Origin of the sequence: Actinobacillus pleuropneumoniae, assembly GCF_003290385.1 — a bacterium.
Taxonomy (GTDB): Bacteria; Pseudomonadota; Gammaproteobacteria; order Enterobacterales; family Pasteurellaceae; genus Actinobacillus; species Actinobacillus lignieresii.
The window spans coordinates 2,153,637-2,172,031 of the sequence record NZ_CP030753.1; the positions used below are offsets into that span (position 1 = coordinate 2,153,637).

General features: G+C 39.5%; 14 protein-coding genes. 5 read left to right on the forward strand and 9 right to left on the reverse strand.

Annotated elements, in window-relative coordinates:
- Positions 1–219: 219 nt before the first annotated feature.
- The 4 genes from DRF63_RS10285 to DRF63_RS10300 all read left to right on the forward strand — a co-directional run bounded on the left by DRF63_RS10285 (position 220) and on the right by DRF63_RS10300 (position 5,743).
- Complete coding sequence (locus DRF63_RS10285; protein WP_005599547.1) at positions 220–2,538, forward strand: TonB-dependent receptor plug domain-containing protein; 2,319 nt, start codon at positions 220–222, stop codon at positions 2,536–2,538.
- A 155-nt stretch (positions 2,539–2,693) separates the two neighbouring features.
- The gene (locus DRF63_RS10290) at positions 2,694–3,605 is read left to right on the forward strand and encodes a mechanosensitive ion channel family protein (RefSeq protein WP_005599549.1); all 912 of its coding nucleotides are present in this window, start codon (positions 2,694–2,696) and stop codon (positions 3,603–3,605) included.
- Between the two features lie 195 nt (positions 3,606–3,800).
- Positions 3,801–4,979, forward strand: a complete 1,179-nt coding sequence (locus tag DRF63_RS10295; RefSeq protein WP_005599551.1) for an ATP-grasp domain-containing protein — start codon at positions 3,801–3,803, stop codon at positions 4,977–4,979.
- 11 nt (positions 4,980–4,990) lie between these two features.
- A complete protein-coding gene (locus tag DRF63_RS10300) occupies positions 4,991–5,743 on the forward strand; it encodes an esterase family protein (RefSeq protein WP_005599553.1) in 753 nt (250 codons plus the stop codon).
- A 67-nt stretch (positions 5,744–5,810) separates the two neighbouring features.
- On the opposite strand, the gene ptrA is transcribed toward DRF63_RS10300, so the two are convergent.
- The 8 genes from ptrA to DRF63_RS10340 all read right to left on the reverse strand — a co-directional run bounded on the left by ptrA (position 5,811) and on the right by DRF63_RS10340 (position 16,723).
- Positions 5,811–8,759 carry a pitrilysin gene (gene ptrA, locus DRF63_RS10305; RefSeq protein WP_005599554.1) on the reverse strand — a complete coding sequence of 983 codons (2,949 nt, stop codon included), beginning with the start codon at positions 8,757–8,759 and terminating at the stop codon, positions 5,811–5,813.
- Positions 8,760–8,767: 8 nt separating this feature from the next.
- Positions 8,768–12,112, reverse strand: coding sequence for an exodeoxyribonuclease V subunit gamma (recC, locus tag DRF63_RS10310; protein ID WP_005599555.1), 3,345 nt, complete (start codon positions 12,110–12,112; stop codon positions 8,768–8,770).
- A 104-nt stretch (positions 12,113–12,216) separates the two neighbouring features.
- Positions 12,217–12,513: a DUF5374 domain-containing protein gene (locus DRF63_RS10315; protein WP_005605960.1), complete on the reverse strand. Its 297-nt coding sequence runs from the start codon at positions 12,511–12,513 to the stop codon at positions 12,217–12,219.
- Complete coding sequence (locus DRF63_RS10320) at positions 12,503–13,159, reverse strand: DUF2572 family protein (RefSeq protein WP_005599575.1); 657 nt, start codon at positions 13,157–13,159, stop codon at positions 12,503–12,505. Before DRF63_RS10320 ends, DRF63_RS10315 begins: the two co-directional genes overlap by 11 nt.
- Before the next feature lie 9 nt (positions 13,160–13,168).
- Complete coding sequence (locus DRF63_RS10325; RefSeq protein WP_005599576.1) at positions 13,169–13,801, reverse strand: hypothetical protein; 633 nt, start codon at positions 13,799–13,801, stop codon at positions 13,169–13,171.
- A 25-nt stretch (positions 13,802–13,826) separates the two neighbouring features.
- Entirely contained in the window at positions 13,827–14,357 is a 531-nt protein-coding gene (locus DRF63_RS10330) for a pilus assembly FimT family protein (protein WP_005599579.1), read from the reverse strand.
- An 87-nt stretch (positions 14,358–14,444) separates the two neighbouring features.
- Positions 14,445–14,975, reverse strand: coding sequence for a bifunctional 3-hydroxydecanoyl-ACP dehydratase/trans-2-decenoyl-ACP isomerase (gene fabA, locus DRF63_RS10335; RefSeq protein ID WP_005599581.1), 531 nt, complete (start codon positions 14,973–14,975; stop codon positions 14,445–14,447).
- A 110-nt stretch (positions 14,976–15,085) separates the two neighbouring features.
- Positions 15,086–16,723, reverse strand: a complete 1,638-nt coding sequence (locus DRF63_RS10340) for an AAA family ATPase (protein WP_005599583.1) — start codon at positions 16,721–16,723, stop codon at positions 15,086–15,088.
- Positions 16,724–16,807: 84 nt separating this feature from the next.
- On the opposite strand from DRF63_RS10340, the gene matP reads away from it, so the two are divergent.
- Positions 16,808–17,254, forward strand: coding sequence for a macrodomain Ter protein MatP (gene matP / locus DRF63_RS10345; protein ID WP_005599586.1), 447 nt, complete (start codon positions 16,808–16,810; stop codon positions 17,252–17,254).
- A gap of 72 nt (positions 17,255–17,326) precedes the next feature.
- Here matP and trpS read toward each other — a convergent pair whose 3' ends face one another.
- Complete coding sequence (gene trpS / locus DRF63_RS10350) at positions 17,327–18,355, reverse strand: tryptophan--tRNA ligase (RefSeq protein WP_005599590.1); 1,029 nt, start codon at positions 18,353–18,355, stop codon at positions 17,327–17,329.
- Between the last annotated feature and the right edge of the window lie 40 nt (positions 18,356–18,395).

Below are 18,395 nucleotides of genomic sequence, written 5' to 3' on the forward strand. Positions count from 1 at the left end.
CTAAAATACCCACCACTAATCCATAATCAAAATAAGGCCTTTACAATGAAATTAACGAAAATATCTCTATCTATGGCTGCCTGCTTGGTCAACACACAACTCTACGCAACTGTCGAACTTGACACTGTTCACGTAAAAGGAAACACGAAATCAGTACTTTCCGGTAAATATGAATTTGATCAAAAAAATTTAACAACCAAATTACAGACTAACTCAAATGTGAGTGATGCCTTAGTTTCGTTACCTTCAGTTCGAGTATCTAATAACAAAAACGGCAATACATTAGGTGAAATTGCTCCGCAAAATATTTCTTTTCACGGTGAGCGTTATTACAACAATAATTTTATGCTCAATGGTATAGGAATTAATGATAATGTTAATCCTATCGGCTTGGGTGAAGATTCATTATTAAAATCTGATATGACTAAAACAATCGATTCTCAATATATGCCTGCAGGGCATCCTCAAGCATTTTGGTTGAGTACCGATCTAGTTGATACGTTAGAGGTTTATGACCGTAATGTGCCTAGCCAATATGGAAACTTTACCGGCGGTGTAGTGAATGCAAAATTAAAAGAACCTGATTTCAAACGTGCATCCGGTTCTGTATCTTACCGAACAACCCGAGATGCTTGGACTAAATTCCACTTGGAAGGGCAGTATAAAAATGAATTTTATCGTGCCAATTCACCTTTATTACAACCTAAATTTACTAAGCACGAATATACGATTCAGCTAAATCAGCCACTTACAGAACGTTCCGGATTGCTATTTGCTTATAGCCGTCAGCAAAGTTCTGTACCTCAGCATCAACAGTATTTGCACAAATGGACTAATCGCTATCGTCGTAACGAAACGTTACTTGCAAGCTATAAAAATGAATTAAATGAGAATAACCGTTTAACGATTAATGGAATTTATTCTACTCATCAAGCAGATGAATATCTGGAAAATGCGGTAGATGGTCGCTTTAGATTAAGTGGCGGTGGTTTTTTAACTAATATTAAATGGGAGAATTACAACGTTCTTGGCTTGCTAACTAGTGAGTTAGCTTATCGAAATAACCGAAATCAAACTAAATACGATTCGGATACGCTTTATCGTTATACCAAAACTAAAAGTATTGACTGGATTTCTGATCCAAATACAGGAGAAGCGACAAAAGGTGGTATCGGTAAACGTTATACTCAGCAACAAAGTTTGCAGCTAAAACAAAATCTGGATTTCAATAAATTTGAAATCGGCAGCACTATTCATGAAATGAGTGCCGGTTGGGAATGGCAACAAAATACATCAAGATTAAAGCAACCTAAACTTGCAAAGCAGTATGCTGGAGCTGCCGACTATTATAAAGGTGAAGTATTTAATATTGAAAATTGTACATATTGTATTCCCAAAGAACAATATTTCAAATATAGGGTTCATTACTTACCGATAGATGGGAAAGTTAAACATAATCGTTTTGCCTCCTATTTACAAGACAAAATCGTTTGGAATAACTTCACTTTTGTGCCGGGCGTACGTTTTGACTACACGCAATTTACCCGTAAATGGAACATTGCTCCAAGAAGTTATATTGATTATAACCTGTTAGGTAAAGACCAAACTCATCTTATCGCTGGTTTCAATCGCTACTACGCAGGAGATTTAGTTGATTATAAATTACGTTCTGCCTTCAATTTTGAAGACCATTATAACAGAGAGTCTTACAACAGTCCTTGGGAGCTAGACAGATCTATCTTACATATTGCCTATAAAGGAAGTAAACTTAAAACACCTTATAGCGATGAAATTAATGCCGGAATCAGTCAAAAAATTTCAAATAGCTTATGGACATTCAAATGGGTACAACGCGACAGCAAAGATCAGTTTATGACCCAAATTGATTCTGATGTAAAACCCCAACAACGTTGGCTATCTAATTCAGGACGAAGTAAACATAATACCTTTAGTTTAGAAATAGAAAGTATCGAACCTATCGATTTGTCTTTTATGGCTCTTAAATGGCAATTCGGTGTTGCTTTTAATAAGAGTAAAACTAATCAAACAAATGATTACACCCAGCGAGATTGGAAAGATTACGGCATAACTAAAATGCTTCATAAAGATAAATTACAATCAATTGAATATCTTCCTGCAAGAAACTTCAATACCCCTTGGAAAGGTTATTTACAGCTGGAAAGTTATTTTCCATCACTTAATTTAAACTGGGCACAGCGTATTAATTATGAATCATCTAGTAAAGATTATACCTTTAAAGGTTTTAGATGTACTTCTGAAAAATCGGTATGTAACAACTATGAGGGATTGGTTGCTCGTGTATATGAAACAGCAAAACCACGCCACATTACGCTTGACTGGTTCTTTAATTGGAAAAAAGAACTAGGGCAACATAAAGCATTTTCAGTTAATGTAAGTGTACTTAATGTGCTTAACCGTAAGTTACTGGCAAATAAAATCACCACCGATGATGAAAACTATTACCAAACATACCGTGCCGGTAGACAATTTTGGCTCGGTGCAAAATATGAGTGGTAATTACCATTCTTGCAAAGTTTTGTAATAAAAGATTTATTTTAGTGCCGTACTAATTATAATTCCATTGTATTAATTCATATTTAATACAATGGAATTATTTCTTTCCAGCCTCAGCTATTACGTTGAGAAAATATCAACTTTTTAAGGAAAATAAAATGTCAGCAGAAAAAGCTACTGAAACTACACCAAATATCAATGTTGTTGCGGAAACGGAAAAAGCGATTAATAAAGTCAGCAATATGGATTTCAACACTATGCTCAATGAGTGGATTATCCCTTACGGTACAAAAATTCTGCTTGCGATTGCGATTTTTGTGATTGGTAAGTTTCTTGCCCGAGTAATTAGCACCTTATTGGGTAAAGCAGCATTGAAATCAACCAAAGATGAAATGCTACAAAGTTTTATTTCCTCTATCAGCTACTTCTTATTGCTCTTAATTGTCGTCATTGCTGCCCTTTCACAACTCGGCATTAATACCAGCTCATTGGTTGCCTTAATCGGTGCGGCAGGTTTAGCCATTGGTCTATCACTGCAAAACTCATTACAAAACTTTGCGGCAGGCGTGATGTTATTAATCTTCAAACCGTTCCGTAAAGGCGATTTAATCGAAACCGGCGGTATGACCGGTACGGTTGAGCAAATGGGCTTATTAGTATTGGAACTGCGTACCGGCGATAACAAAACCGTATTGATTCCAAACGGCAAAGTGTTCTCAGACAGCATCGTTAACTACTCTGCAAACGATGTTCGCCGTATTGATTTTACTTTTGATATTTCGTACGAATCTAACTTAAAAGAGGCGAAAGAAATTGTATCTCACCTCTTAGAAAATAACGCTTTAGTATTAAAAGATCCGGCATTTGTCGTGGCAGTCGGTGCATTATCAGCACATAGCGTACAACTTGTGGTTCGTCCTTGGGTGAAAACAGCTGATTACTGGACAGCTTACTGGGGAATTACCGAAATGGTCAAACTTGAATTTGATAAAGCCGGTATTGAGATTCCATACAATCAAATGAATCTTCACCTTGCAGACAGTAAAAGCATTGCGATTGAAAATAAATAATTATTTGAGACATAAATAACAGGCGGTAGGTTTTTTGGTAAATTTTACCAAGAATCCGACCGCTTTTTTGTTGTCCGGAAAATGCATAAAATAGTATCAAAAAGCGGAAAAGTAGCTTAGAATCTGAACAACTTTATAAAAGTTATAATCATTTTACCTATTTCTAATAAACTTTCTTATATATGGAATGAACTTATGTCAAAACAACTCAACTTTGTGATGATTTCGCCGCATTTCCCGACCAATTTCGAGACGTTCGCCGTCCGAATGAAGGAAAAAGGTATTAATACTTTAGGTATCGCCGACACGCCTTATGAGCAGCTCAGTGATAATTTAAAAGCGCATTTAACCGAATATTATCGTGTCGATAATATGGAAGATTACGATCAGGTTTATCGTGCGGTAGCCTATTTCGCGCATAAATACGGACGTATTGACCGTGTTGAATCGCATAACGAATATTGGCTTGAGCTGGATGCCAAATTACGTACCGATTTCAACGTGTTCGGTTATAAAAATGAGGATATGCTCACGATTAAAACCAAAGCGCAAATGAAAGAAGTATTTCGCAAGGCCGGTTTGAAGGTGGCAAAAGGACGTGTATTTAAAGACGAACAAGACGCTCGCAAATTGACAAAAGAGCTGAAATTCCCAGTAATCATTAAACCGAACTCGGGTGTTGGCGCATCAGATACTTACAAAGTGCGTAACGAAGCGCAGTTAAATGAATTCTTCGCCGTTCAAAATCCGCAGGTTGAATATATTATGGAAGAATTTATTGACGGAGATATTGTGACCTTTGACGGCTTAACCGATCACGAGGGCAATATCGTGTTCTACTCCAGCCTCGAATATTCCGAAGCGGTGTTAGACACGGTAGAAAAAGACGGCGATATGTTCTATTACGTCCCACGTGAAATCTCACCAAAATTAGTCGAGTTAGGCAAAATTTGTGTGGAAGCCTTTAAAGTGCGTGAGCGATTCTTCCACTTTGAGTTTTTCCGTGTGAAAAAAACCGGTGAATTATTACCGCTTGAAATCAACTGCCGTCCGCCGGGCGGTTTAACCATTGATATGTGGAACTATGCAAATGATTTTGATGTGTTCCGCGAATACGCCAATATCGTGACGGAAAATAAATTCTATGCTGACATTACCCATCCGTGGAATGTGGTATATATCTCACGTAAAGCGAACCAAAATTATCTGAACAGTATTGAGGACGTTTGCCGTCAGTATGCCGACAATATTATCAGCGTACAAACCGTACCGGGCGTATTTGCCAAAATTATGGGCGAACACGGCATTTTAGTTCGCACCGAAACGATGGAACAATTACGTGAAATTGTCCGTTTTGCACAACAAAAACAGTAAAGGAGCTAACCATGCATTTTGAAAGAAGAAGCCATTGGAGTGGTGAATTAGGTCGTGAAATGCACTTTAATGTGTACGGTCATGCCGGCAAACCGGTTATCGTGTTTCCTTCCTCGGGAGGTAATCAAAACGAATACGGTAATTTCGGTATGATTGAAGCCTGTCGTGAATTTATTGATCGCGGTTTAATCAAGTTCTACACACCGGATTCCTACGATAGCGAGTCGTGGTTGGCATTACACAAATCCGGACACGATATGGCGTTGGCGCATAACGCTTACGACCGTTATATCGTCCACGAATTAGTGCCGTTAATTCGCCATGAATCGAGCTGGAACGGCACGATGATCGCCACCGGCTGCAGTATGGGGGCATTCCATTCGGTCAATTTTGCACTTCGTCATCCGGATCTGTTTGATACTACCATTGCACTGAGCGGCGTTTATGATGCACGTTTCTTTACCGGTGAATTTTACGGTGACCCGACCGTCTATTTTAATTCGTCTATCGATTCGCTTTGGGGACAGAATGACGATTGGTTCTTAAATCGTTACCGCCAAAATCATTTTATTATTGCGGTCGGACAAGGTGATTGGGAAGATCAGCACGTGGAAGATACCCGCCGTTTACAAGAAGCGTTTAATGCGAAAGGGATTCAAGCGTGGTTTGATTATTGGGGGCATGATGTGGAACACGATTGGCCGTCATGGCGTAAAATGATGCCGTACTTCTTAGCTAAATTGGCGGAGCAACATATTATCTAAACGCGCCTCTTTCTCAAAATACAAGCGGTTAAATTTAGGTCTTTTGTAACCGCTTGTAGAGGACGATTTAATAGTATTTAACCGGGAATTGTTTTTGCATTTGTTCAATACTTTCCACTTTTTCATGGCCCGCCGGTTTCACCGCATCTTCAGCTTTCGTTTTCGTACCTAACGCTTGGCTGATAAAGGAAAAGCCTTGCTGCTCAATCACGGTGTGTTTATAAAAATCCACAATATCTTGTCGAGTGAGCTGTCTTACCGCTTCGATCATTTTCGCACGTTGGTTGAACAGGTCATTGCGGCGATTAAAGTCAAACGTGAACTGTGAAAACTCTTGGTTTAACGATTCCGGCTTACGCTGTAATTTCTCGATTAAACTGTCTCGATATTTCACAAATTCCTGCTCCGATAAAGCGGTCAATTTTGTTAAACTTTCTGCAAAAAAGCGTTGGTTATGCTGCATAATGCCCGCAGGTGTCGTATTCGGGCTTTGCACCATAAAGCGCATACCGGCGGTTTTACCCAATTTGGTATTAGTTGCCGACACCACATAACCGAGCTGTTTCTCAGTACGTAAATCGTCAAAATACCAACGCCCGATAATATCTCGTAATAAATTCGCTCTGGCAGAACCGGCTAATTCATCATAACCTTTAGCAAGGTAAGTAATACTTAACGCATTATCTTCATGCGGCACGTTTTTGATGTAATTTAATTTGCGGGTGCTGTCATTTAAATCTAAATAACGCCCTCTGCCCCGTTCCGTTTCTCTGTTTTTAACAATAGCGTTAATCTCGCTTGCCAAGTTTTCCACTTGTTTATCCGTAAGATTACCGACCGATAAAATACTCACTCCGGTCGATTTTTCTAAAAGTTTATCTCGAATCGATTTTACATCGCTCAATGTCATCTCATTTAACGCTTTACGCTGTTTGTCTTCTTCAAAATACGGATAAGCGGCAAAATTGCTAATCGCCGCATTTGCTTGAGTAAGACTGCTTGCTTTACTTAAACCGTCTAACGCTTCAAATGCTCTCTGTTTTGCCTGCGCTAAAACCGCTTCACTTAATTCAAAGGTTTTAAATTGTGTTAGCGTATCGCCGATTAATTTCGCTAAATGTTGGGTATAACCCGCCGCTTCAATCGAAATCCCGTTCGGATAAGGACTTACCCCCGCTTGCATCCCTGCTACCGCCGTTTGGAAAGCTAATTTCGTTTGCGCCAGATTATTCATATAACCTAACAAAGTCGCACTGACCGCCTCTGTTAAATCGTCACTTTTCGGCATAATGGATAAGCTGACGGAAACGATAGCTTTCGGATCTTGAGCAAAATACTGGCTCGGCATCGCATAAATCGCTTTGCCCTCATTACTTACCAAGGCTTTCGGCACTTTACGTTCGTCACTCGGTTTAATCAGTGAAAAATCGGTCGCAAAGTAAGGATTCAACTCCGGTAATTTAAGCGACGGATTGTGACTAAAATCCAACCATTGTGTTTTCTCGACATCGCTAAATTTTCTAACGCTATAACCGGCTTCAAAATACGGTGTTTTTTTATCGGTTTTCGCTTGCTCGGACACAACTAAAATGCGTGCGTTATCTAATGTCATTGCCGCCAATTTGGCTTTAATCGCCTCACTGTCCATCGCACCGACCACATAAGCCGAGTCTAAAATATGCTCGACCGGATAGTGCAACATTTGCTCTGCCAACGCTTCAATATAATTGCCGTTTTTCTCTACTTGCAGATGTTGGAAATCCTGCTTTAAGCTCTCACGCACTTCATTGAAATAGCTTTCTTGGATGCCGTCTTTTTTCACTTGTTCGATTTGCTGAAAAATCAACGAAATCACTTTATCTTGTTCCGACAGCCCTTTATCGGTTAATGCGACATAAAAGGTAAAATCGCCTCGATTTCGGCTGACGTTCGCACTCGGCACGGCTGCAATACCGCTATCGGATAAGCCTTGTTTTATCAAATAATCGGAAAGCGTTCCTTCGGTATTATTGCTAAAGACATAAGCTAAATATTCGCCGGTTTTATGGGCGAATTTGTCCTCGTCATTCGGCATATCAAATGAAACGGACAGTAATTTAGTCGATTGAACCGGTTTATACTCGATCAACACGCCTTTATCTTCCGCACGGAAGAACGGCATATCCACCATCGGTACGTTCAGATTTTTATTCTGCATTTTACCTAAAGTACGTTCGGCTAAAGCGGCTAATTGCTCGACGGATTGATTGGAATACAACACCGCTTTAACTAAGTTGGCGGAATAGTAACGCTGATAAAATTGTTCCAATTCCGCTTGTAATTTGCTGTTTTTTTTATCCGATAAAGTTTGATTATTGCCGACCGCAAACTTGGTAATCGGGTGAGCCGGATTAGCGGTAGCTAAATTCACGCTATGCAATAGATGCCCGTCACTCGATTTAGCTCGTACCATTTCGGCATTTACTGCATTCACTTCTTTCTTCGCATTGCTTTCCGATAACAACGGTTGAGCAAACGCATCCGCCAAACGAGCAACCGCTTCGTCAAACGCATTATTATTTACCTCCAAATAATAAGCGGTTCGATCCGAAGTGGTCGAAGCATTATTGTAGCCGCCGTTTTTCGTCAAGAACTGATCTAAACTGTTGGTTTCAGGGAACTGTTTTGATCCCATTAAGATCATATGTTCCAAATAGTGTGCTAAACCCTGTTGCTGTTGCGGATCTTCCATCGAGCCGATAGGTATAGCTAACGACATTAACGATTTATTCGCTTTTTCATCGGAAATCAGTAACACCGTCATACCGTTTTGCAAACGAATCGCTTGATAAATCGCCTTATCGTTAGGACTTTTATTAATAGTTTGCGCTAAAACATCAAAACCGGTTACTTTTATCGGCAACATTTTTTGTTCACCGGAAGCGGTCTGATTTTGAGGATTATTTGCAAAGGTCGGCAACGCTATCCCCAACGCAAAAGTGGCGGATAATGCGTAGCTGATGGCACGAGAAATCATATTCTTTCTCATTTCTTCTCCTTAATTTTGGTTTTTGTCGGTTTACTTTGTTGCATTAATTCGAACCATTCCAAGGTCACGGTATGAATTTGGGCGTAATCCAATTGTGAACTTTGTTGTAACACTCGTTGTAAGTAACTTTTCTCAAAATACTGCTTATCCATTAATGCGGATAATTGTTGCTGGCAATATTCCGCCACATTTTGTTCATCGGACAGCTTCTCAAAATAGTTGTCTAAATCCGTCCAAATCCCCCACGCTAATTGTCTAAAAGACGTTACATAAGCGGAAATATAAGTTTGTAATTGAGAAAAGGCTTGTTCCGCACTAACTTGATTGAATCGGAATATCTCCGCCTTCTCTTTACTACGGGCAATTGCTGTCAACTCGAGATTTAAACCTTGAGCTTGAATTAACAGGTAATAAATCCACAAACGAATATAATCTTTATCTTTCAACGAGCTGACTTTCCAAAACACAATTTCGTCGGCGAATTTATTGCGAATATTACCGAACAAGCGAATTTTCAGTTGCTCGACCTCGAATAATCGCTCAATTTCCAAAATATCGCTTTCGCCTAAATATGGTAGGATTAACTCCCGTAATTCATTAATCGAGTCGTCTAAATCTTGTAGCGAAACTTTAGCAAAGTTGGCAATCGGTAAGTTTCCTTTTAATTGTTCTTGCTTAAAAAATGCCTCTCGTTCCGCCGGTTCCAATGTCACTAGCTGATCACGTAATTGATAATCGTCCAAATCACTAAGCGAGAATTTTTCGCTCTCTGCGATACTTTCTTCATCATTGCGGAAATAAACGCCTAATTGGTGATTAAAGAAGTACTTAATCGGATTACTTACAAAGGCAATTAAATCTTCAAGATTAATCTCGGTCGGTATCTCCGCTTTTAAATCGAACGACTCATTCAGAAAATCCGCTAACGGTTCGTGTTGCTGTTCCAATAACCATTCTTTATCATAAGAACCGTATTGCGGCGTAAAGTTCTTCGGACTAAATACGGTAAGCGGTTGTTGTACCACCATTTTTTGCCAAAATAATGCTTCGGAAAAATTGTCTTTCTCACTCGCTTGTAAACGGGCTTGTTCGGTTAAATGCTCCGCCAAATAATCCAATAACTGCGAAACCAGTACAGACGGCAATCGCTGCTTATTATCGGTGGCCGATTGTCCGATATAACTTAGATAAAAAATCTCTTGCGCCGAAAGTAACGCTTCTAAAAATAAATAGCGGTCGTCATCTCGTCTGGCTCGGTCGCCTCGTTTCGGGGCGTATTGCATTAAGTCAAAACTATTGACCGAATGTTGGCGAGGAAAATCCGCCTCATTCATCCCCAGTAAACAAACCACTTTAAACGGGATGGCACGCATCGGTAATAAGGTACAGAAATTCACTTTACCGGCTAAAAACTGCAAGCTGCTTTGCTGTTGATTCAGTTTGTCTTCCAGCAATAAGCGTATTATTTCAATCCCGATACTTTCGCTAAACTCCGCCTGTTCCGCCTTATTCGCCACTTCCTCCAACGTGCTATTCAATAACAGGAGCGCATCCAAACTTTCGTTCGATTCTTGGTAAAATTCGCCGATTAATTTTTGAATACGAGCCTTCCATTCCTCAAGCGTATGATCTTGTTGAATAAACTCGTACCAAGCGGTCAAATTTTCGATAAATTTTGCCAAAAAGCCGACTAATGTCGCCGATAAACCGTAACTCTCGTTAAATGCGATACTATCCTGCCAAATGCCGGATTCCGCTTTTAAGCTGGTGCCAAGCAATAAACGGGTTAAACCGTTTTCCCACGCATTATGATTCTGCCAGTCATCTTGTTGAATATGTAGCCCGAAACGAATCCCGACTTGATTAACCCAATGGCGCAAGGTTTGCAGATCCTGCTCTTGTAAATTAAAACGTTCTCGCAATGCCTTTACATCTAATAAATCCAACAATGATTCCGCACTAAAATCGCTCTCTTTCAGATTTAAAAGCATTAAAAAGCTGGCAATAATCGGATCGACAGCGGTCACTTTTTGGTCGGAAAGGGTAAACGGAATATAACGCTTATCGCCTTTTTCATAACGGGCAAATACCGCATTAATATAAGGCGCGTATTTATCAATATCCGCCGACATCACAATAATATCTTTAGGCGCGAGCGTCGGGTTTCGCTCAAACATTTGTAATAATTGATTGTGCAGTACCTCAACCTCTCGCATCACACTATGGCAAGCGTGAATTTGTATCGACCGATCCTGTTCGGCAAGTTCGAATCGCCGTTCGTTATTAAAATTTAAAATGGCATTTTTTAGTTTAATCAGATTGGAATCGCCTTCGTATTCATCAAACACTTCTATCGTGTTATCCGGTTCTTGTTCGACTAATTGCACAAGAAATTCACGTCCTTGCTTACCCCACATCGTCAGCAATTGATTGCCTTGTTCCGCCAATAACGCATCGAGATCCTGTTGCGAAAGCTGCCGTTTTAACGCCAGTTTCTCTAACGTTTTATCTTCCACACTCTCCGTCCAATATTCTTGGCTAGGATCTAAAAAGAACAAATAAACTTCGCAATGTTCACTTAATTTTTTCAATACCGCAAGCTGCGTCGCCGGCAGTGAAGAAATACCGAAGACAAAGATACGCTTAGGCAATTTCGATTTCTCGGACTCGGTTAAATTATCCAATTTCTCAAAATATTGTTGTTGCAAATAAGCACGATGAGAAGTCATAAAGACTTCTTCGCCGCTATCAGCTTTAATGTCTTCAATTAATGCGTTCCATAACATCGATTGCCAGCGTAAATTCGCTAAAATATCCCGTTCATTTTTTTCTCTAAACGCAATTGCGGCTAAAATCTCGTTTAATACCGCTTCAATCCGATTGCTTTCCCAATGGACCAGCCAATGCGGACGGTAAACTAAATATTGGTCGAATAAATCGGCAATTTTGCCGGCTAATTGATATAGCTTTAACGGGTACTGGCGAGCATCTTTATTTAAATAGAGATTAAGCGATTCAAATTCCGCTTTCTCTAAATACTTCGGAATTAAACGCATTAAGCGCCACGTTACGCTTTCTCTTTCAAAAATATTCTCTTTCGGCAATTCCGGAAACAGTACACGATATTGTTGCCATAAAAAACTGGTCGGAAACGGGAATTGATAATGAGCGGCGACACCGGTTTGATCGGCAATTTGCATTTGCAGCCATTGCGCCATTCCGACACTTTGTACTAAGACGGTTTCCGGCTCGAACGGATTGGGATTCGGGTCGTTTTGTTGTAAACGGATAAGTAATGCGGCTAAAGATGAAAGTTTTTGAGAGAAAAAGACCGTGAACATAGTAGCTCCTTGTATAACGGAATGATTGTCCACTAAAAACCTAACGGATTCAATCTCTTTCCTTTGCCGAAAAGCGGTCGTTTTTTCCGTATTTTTGCAAAATTTCACTCAAAAATAACCGCTTGCCCAAGCGGGAAATTGACTTGAATCTTACCTTTTGTGCATTCAACCCGAAAAGTAATGCCGTTTTGTATTGTCTGCGTTTCACAAGGTTTGCCGGCTAATTGCAATGCGATCTGATTCTCGATAATTTGAAGAGCTTGCTGGCGCTGATAATTAGCGTTAATGTGCGCGGTCTGTCGTTGTTGCCAATGAGAAAAAGTAAACCAAATGAGTGTAAACAATGTTATCCCGATTAATACACCGAGCAAGGTTTCCGCCGTATATAACCTATTTTGCATGTAACAAATTCCTTGAATACGGCAAAAAATGCCAAATTGAATAATGTTCGTCAAAATACTTCACCACTTCACGGCTATAAGTAACGTATCGGTTACTTTTATCACTCTCCTGCGTGGTATAAAGCACACCGTACATTTTCGCGCCGTTTTTCAAATTAAAATAATGCTGCGTAATCAAGATACCGTAAAAATCCCGAGTTAATTTTTCATCAATATCTTGTGTTACAACTACAATTTTCGGTTCGGTCGGACTGGTCGGGGGAAGCTCGGCTAAAGTGTTTATTTGTGTAATCGGTATCGTTTCATTCAGCCTTAAATAATCGGAAATTTGCTCGAAAACCACCGTTTTTTTACTCGGAAGATTACCGATAAAAAATGACGATTGCTCGCAATAAAATTGATAAACGGAATGCGTTAATTCGACATTAATTTCATTACGCTTTGTCTGCCGACATTCATTATCTTCATCAAGTGCGGAACGCTTGAATAATGCCATTTTGTCGGTTAAATATTGTTGATAATAATGATTGGAATGCCGTTCGTAGCCGATAAACTTCTCTCTCGCCAAAAAGATAAGCGTTAAAACGCCGGAAAGAGACATTAAACCGACCAATAAAACGGTTGCTTTAAAATTACGGTAGCGCATTTTATCTTCTCAATGATTTAAAATATAAACCAAACCGCTCGCTTCATAACTGACTAGCTTTTGCTTTTTAGAAGTGAGTTTTAAAGCGATACGTAATAATTTCGGTTCTTCCAGCCAAGTAAAATGTAACCGCTCAACCCAATAATCGTCTTCGGAAGTGAATCTTCGCCACTTCTCTCGACAAGCGTTTAATAATTGCCGACACTCTTGCCGAGAACAATGCTCAAGGTTATTTTTATCGTAAATATAGAGTGATTTACGTTCCAGCTTAATACCGAATACTTCTTTCGCCAGATCTTTCGTTTGATTCGTCTGTCGGTTGATACACGAAGAATGTTTGGTCGCCCGTTTTCCTAAGCAGCCGTCGTCATTCAAATCATAGAAAAAGATAAAACACTGTCCGTTAAGATCAATTGCATAACGTTTATTGTCTTGCTCAAACAGGTGAAAATTAGTTTGCTGCCGTGAAGCTCCCTGATAGCCCAAATGCTGAATATGCTGTTGTAAGTAAGTCAGTAGCTGATGGCTTTCTTTCTGTAACATCAGCAACTCATTTTGTTTTAGTTTGGTTTGATAGAATTGGGCGTATAAATTGGAAATTGCCGTTAATAATCCGACCGCTAGAAACAAAGCGACTAACATTTCAACCGCTGTGATTGCTCTCCACTTAATCTTTGCAATGACTGCGCTTGTCTTTTTGTACGACATACACTCGCCCCCATTGATCAAATTGTAGAATTTTGCTCGTTCGGTTTAAGCTTAACGCTAAACATTTCGATTCCAAACGCCCTGCCGTTCCGTCAATATTCAGCAAGGATTTCGGATATAAGCTGTGATTTTTTAAGATGATATTCGGATAAATATTGCGATAAAGAAAGAAATGCCGATTTAAACGGCATTGTTCGATATGCAAACAGTCACAAATGATTTCTCGAGTCGAATCCTGCCGCTTCCGTACAGCAATCAAGCACCACTTATTTGTTTGTAGGTTTTGAGAAGCGGTCAGCGTATAGCTTTGTTTTTGATAACGGGCTTTAACCTGAATTTGATAAATAAAAGATTGGAGATTTTCAATTTCATTCTCTAATGTAAGGCTGTCTTGCAATTGAAAAATAACCGGCGAAATAAGATAAAACGAAATGATGAGAATAGATAAAGTGATTAGACTTTCGATAAGCGTAAAGGCTTTAAAAAACATAATAGTATTCTCCCGAAGAAGAATACTATTGGATAAGCGGTATAAATAAAATCGACTACCGCTCGTTATTCGATCTTGATCGCAAAATTAGAATGCGGAAGTGTCTTGGAATAAACCGACTTTTAAATCCGTTGCGGTATAAATCACTCGACCGTCCACTTCCACTTCGCCGTCCGCCATACCCATAACCAGTTTACGATTAATCACACGTTTCATATGAATACGGTAAGTCACTTTTTTCGCATTCGGCAAAATTTGTCCGGTAAATTTCACTTCGCCAACACCTAACGCACGTCCTTTACCTTTACCGCCGATCCAACCGAGGAAGAAACCGACTAATTGCCACATCGCATCCAAACCTAAACAACCCGGCATTACCGGATCACCGATAAAGTGGCAACTGAAAAACGGTAAGTCCGGATGAATATCCAATTCCGCCTCAATGTAACCTTTATCAAACAAACCGCCGTTTTCGGTCATTAGGTTGATACGATCCATCATCAGCATGGTCGGTGCCGGTAATTGAGGGCCTTCTTTACCGAAAAGCTCGCCGCGACCTGAAGCTAATAAATCTTCATAGGTATAGCTGGATTTAATATTAGGTGTACGCGTGTTCATTTTTTTATTCCTATAGACAAACAAAAAAGCCCGTACTATCAGGGCTTCCAATTTGAAACGATAGTACAGGCTTTTAAATTAGCGAACAACTGTTCGCTGAACTTGTCGGATCAGTGACGACGCAAAATTTGGAAAATTTTACTGAAAAACGAACCGCTTTCCTCACGGGTCTGCTCTTGTTCGATTAATTGATGAATAAGGCTAAAGATCGATTGCTTATCGCTATTTTCAGGATTATCTTCATCATAAAAGTGTTGCTTTAATAAAATTTGAATCGCTTCAAAAACATTATTAACCGCCCAAATATTGAACCGTTTTTCTTTAACCGCTTCGATTACTTCCTCTTTTAAACTTAAATGCGAAAGACAAGTCGCCGGAATAATTACCCCTTGCTTACCGTTTAATTCTCTCGCCTCGCAAATATTGAAGAAGCCTTCAATTTTCTGATTCACACCGCCGACACTCAACACGTTACCGAATTGATCGATAGAACCGGTAACGGCAATCGACTGCGGCAGCGGTAATTTTGCCAACGCACTGATTAATACACAGAAAATCGCTAACGAAGAGCTGTCGCCGTCCACCTCTCCGTAAGATTGCTCGAACGCCAATGAGGCGGAAAACGGTAATTGGGTAGGAAACTCCAATAAATTCGCCAAGCAAGATTGTGCAATAATAATTCCTTTGGAATGAATGTTACCGCCTAATTCCACTTTACGCTCAATATCGGTAATTTCGCCGTCACCGTATTGCACATTGCAGCTAATCCGCAACGGCTCGCCGAAAGAATGCGGCACACCTTCAAATTCAATCACCGATAAACCGTTTATTTGTCCGATTTCTTCATCATCGGTTTCAATATATAACTGATTGGTCAAAATATCTTGCGTAGTATATTTATTTAACACGGAAGATTGCTGTTCCAAATAATTGAAATACGGCTGAATTTGATTAAAAGCGGTCGTATTCGGATAAAAATTTGCCAGTCCTAATAAATGTTTTTTTAATAAGGTCGGCGAAATGGAAACCAATTCCTGACTCTCGCTTTCACGCACATAGGCTTGCAAAAACTGACTTAACGCCGTATCGGAAAAAGTTCTGCCGATTAAACTTTGTGCCGTACTTTGCACATAATCGCCCCACAGTTCGATACTTTCTTCGTCTAAACTTAAATAAGATTCAATTTCGGCATATTGCCCGAACTGATATAAACCGTCGTCATATTCCGCTAACATAGAAATATCTTCTCGGCTACCGATTAATACTAATTTAAATTGCGTTTGAATCTTCGGTAGTAAATAAGGAATGTGATTCAGCGAATGTTGATCATAATAACCGAATAATAATGCCTGCTTTAATTTATCCCATTGGGTAATATCCAATAATAATGCGTTGATATTCAGCATTAAAATATGCTGATCGGCATCTTGAATCGCCCCTTGAATCATTTCGACTTTATTTTCTTTTTCCAAATAAATACTGTAACCGAATAAATTATTTTTATTAAATTCGGTTTTGGTAATCACTTTAGTGTGAACGTCTTGGGTTAAATACTGCTCGATTTCATTAATAAATTCGGGGAAAGTTTCTGTTTTTAACACAAGCAACGAACCGAACTGCCCTCGTTTAAACAGATCAATCGCTTGCTTTGCATTGGGTTGAAAATCAAAGAAACGTACCGCATCAAATTCTTTGGAAAATTGATGCCGAATCGTTAAAGATTGCCACGCTAATGGGGTTAAATTCACGAAAATGCCTCATAATAGAAATTTGGTTTATTATACAGAATTCCGCTATACTGATAAGCGTTAATCTAGGGGAATCAAATAAAAATGCGATATCAAAAATTAGAGATTCAAGAAGCGAATTGGAAATGGAAATATCTGCTGAAAAAACATCGTGAAGGCGAGAATATTACCAAATATGAAGAAACCAGTTTAATTGAGTTAAAAGTTCAGCTTTTAACCACGCTTCAACATTCTCCGGAAGAAATCGAACAGTGGATTAAACAAGAAATGACCGCCGAACAACGTAAGAAAATGCGTCAGTCGGTACGAGCAAGACGTAAACGTTATTTCAATGCGGAAAAAATTACCACCAAGAAAAAGTCGATCGATTTGGAATACGCCAGCTGGTTGCGCTTATCCAAATACGCCAAAGAAAAAGAAATGACGCTGTCGGAAGCGGTCAATTACTTAATGGACGAATTGGAAAATCAGCAAATCTATCAAGAACAAATGGCAAAAATGAAATCCAGTCTGAAAGATTTATTAAAATAAGCGGTCGAATTTAGCGAAAAATCTACAAAAATGCCCTTGTATCTCACTTACAAGGGCATTTTCTTTTAAGAATTATTGTACGAAACCAACTAATTTATACACTTCTTCAAGTGTTTTTCTCGCACGAGCTCTCGCTTTTTCGGCACCTTCACGGAAGATTCTTTCGAGTAACGCTTCATCTTGACGGAAGTGGTTATAACGTTCTTGAAGATCGGTTAATAATGAAGAAACTTGTTCCGCCACTTCGGTTTTCAAGTGACCGTACATTTTGCCTTCAAACTCGGCTTCTAATTCGGCAATGGTTTTACCGCTGACTGCAGAAAGAATATCTAATAAGTTTGATACGCCGGCTTTATTTTCACGGTCGTAACGTACTACAGGCGGCTCATCGCCATCGGTCATCGCACGTTTGATTTTCTTCGCAACCGCTTTCGGGTCTTCTAATAAACCGATGACGTTATTACGATTCTCATCCGATTTCGACATTTTTTTGGTCGGTTCAAGTAAGGACATCACTCGCGCACCGGCTTTACCGATAAAAACTTCCGGCACTTGGAAAACCGGCTCAAGCACATTACCTTCCGCATCTTTTTTACCGTATAACGCATTAAAACGGTTGGCAATATCACGAGTGATTTCTAAGTGTTGTTTTTGGTCATCGCCGACCGGTACTTGATTTGCCTGATAAAGCAAAATATCCGCCGCCATTAATACCGGATAAGTAAATAAGCCGACATTTACGTTTTCTTCATAACGTGCCGATTTATCTTTAAATTGGGTCATACGGCTCATTTCACCGAAATAAGTGTAGCAATTTAACACCCAGGCTAATTGAGTATGTTCCGGTACGTGCGATTGAATAAAAATCGTGCTTTTATTCGGATCAATACCGCAAGCTAAATAAAGCGCTAATACGTCTAAAGAGGCTTTACGCAATGCTGCCGGATCTTGGCGTACAGTAATGGCGTGTAAATCGACAATACAGAAAAGGCAATCGTAATCGTCTTGCATTTTCACCCAGTTACGCAGTGCGCCTAAATAGTTACCGATCGTCAATTCACCCGATGGCTGCACACCACTAAATACAATAGGTTTGGTCATTTTTTATAATCTCTTGTTAAATTAGAAACGAATGGACTTA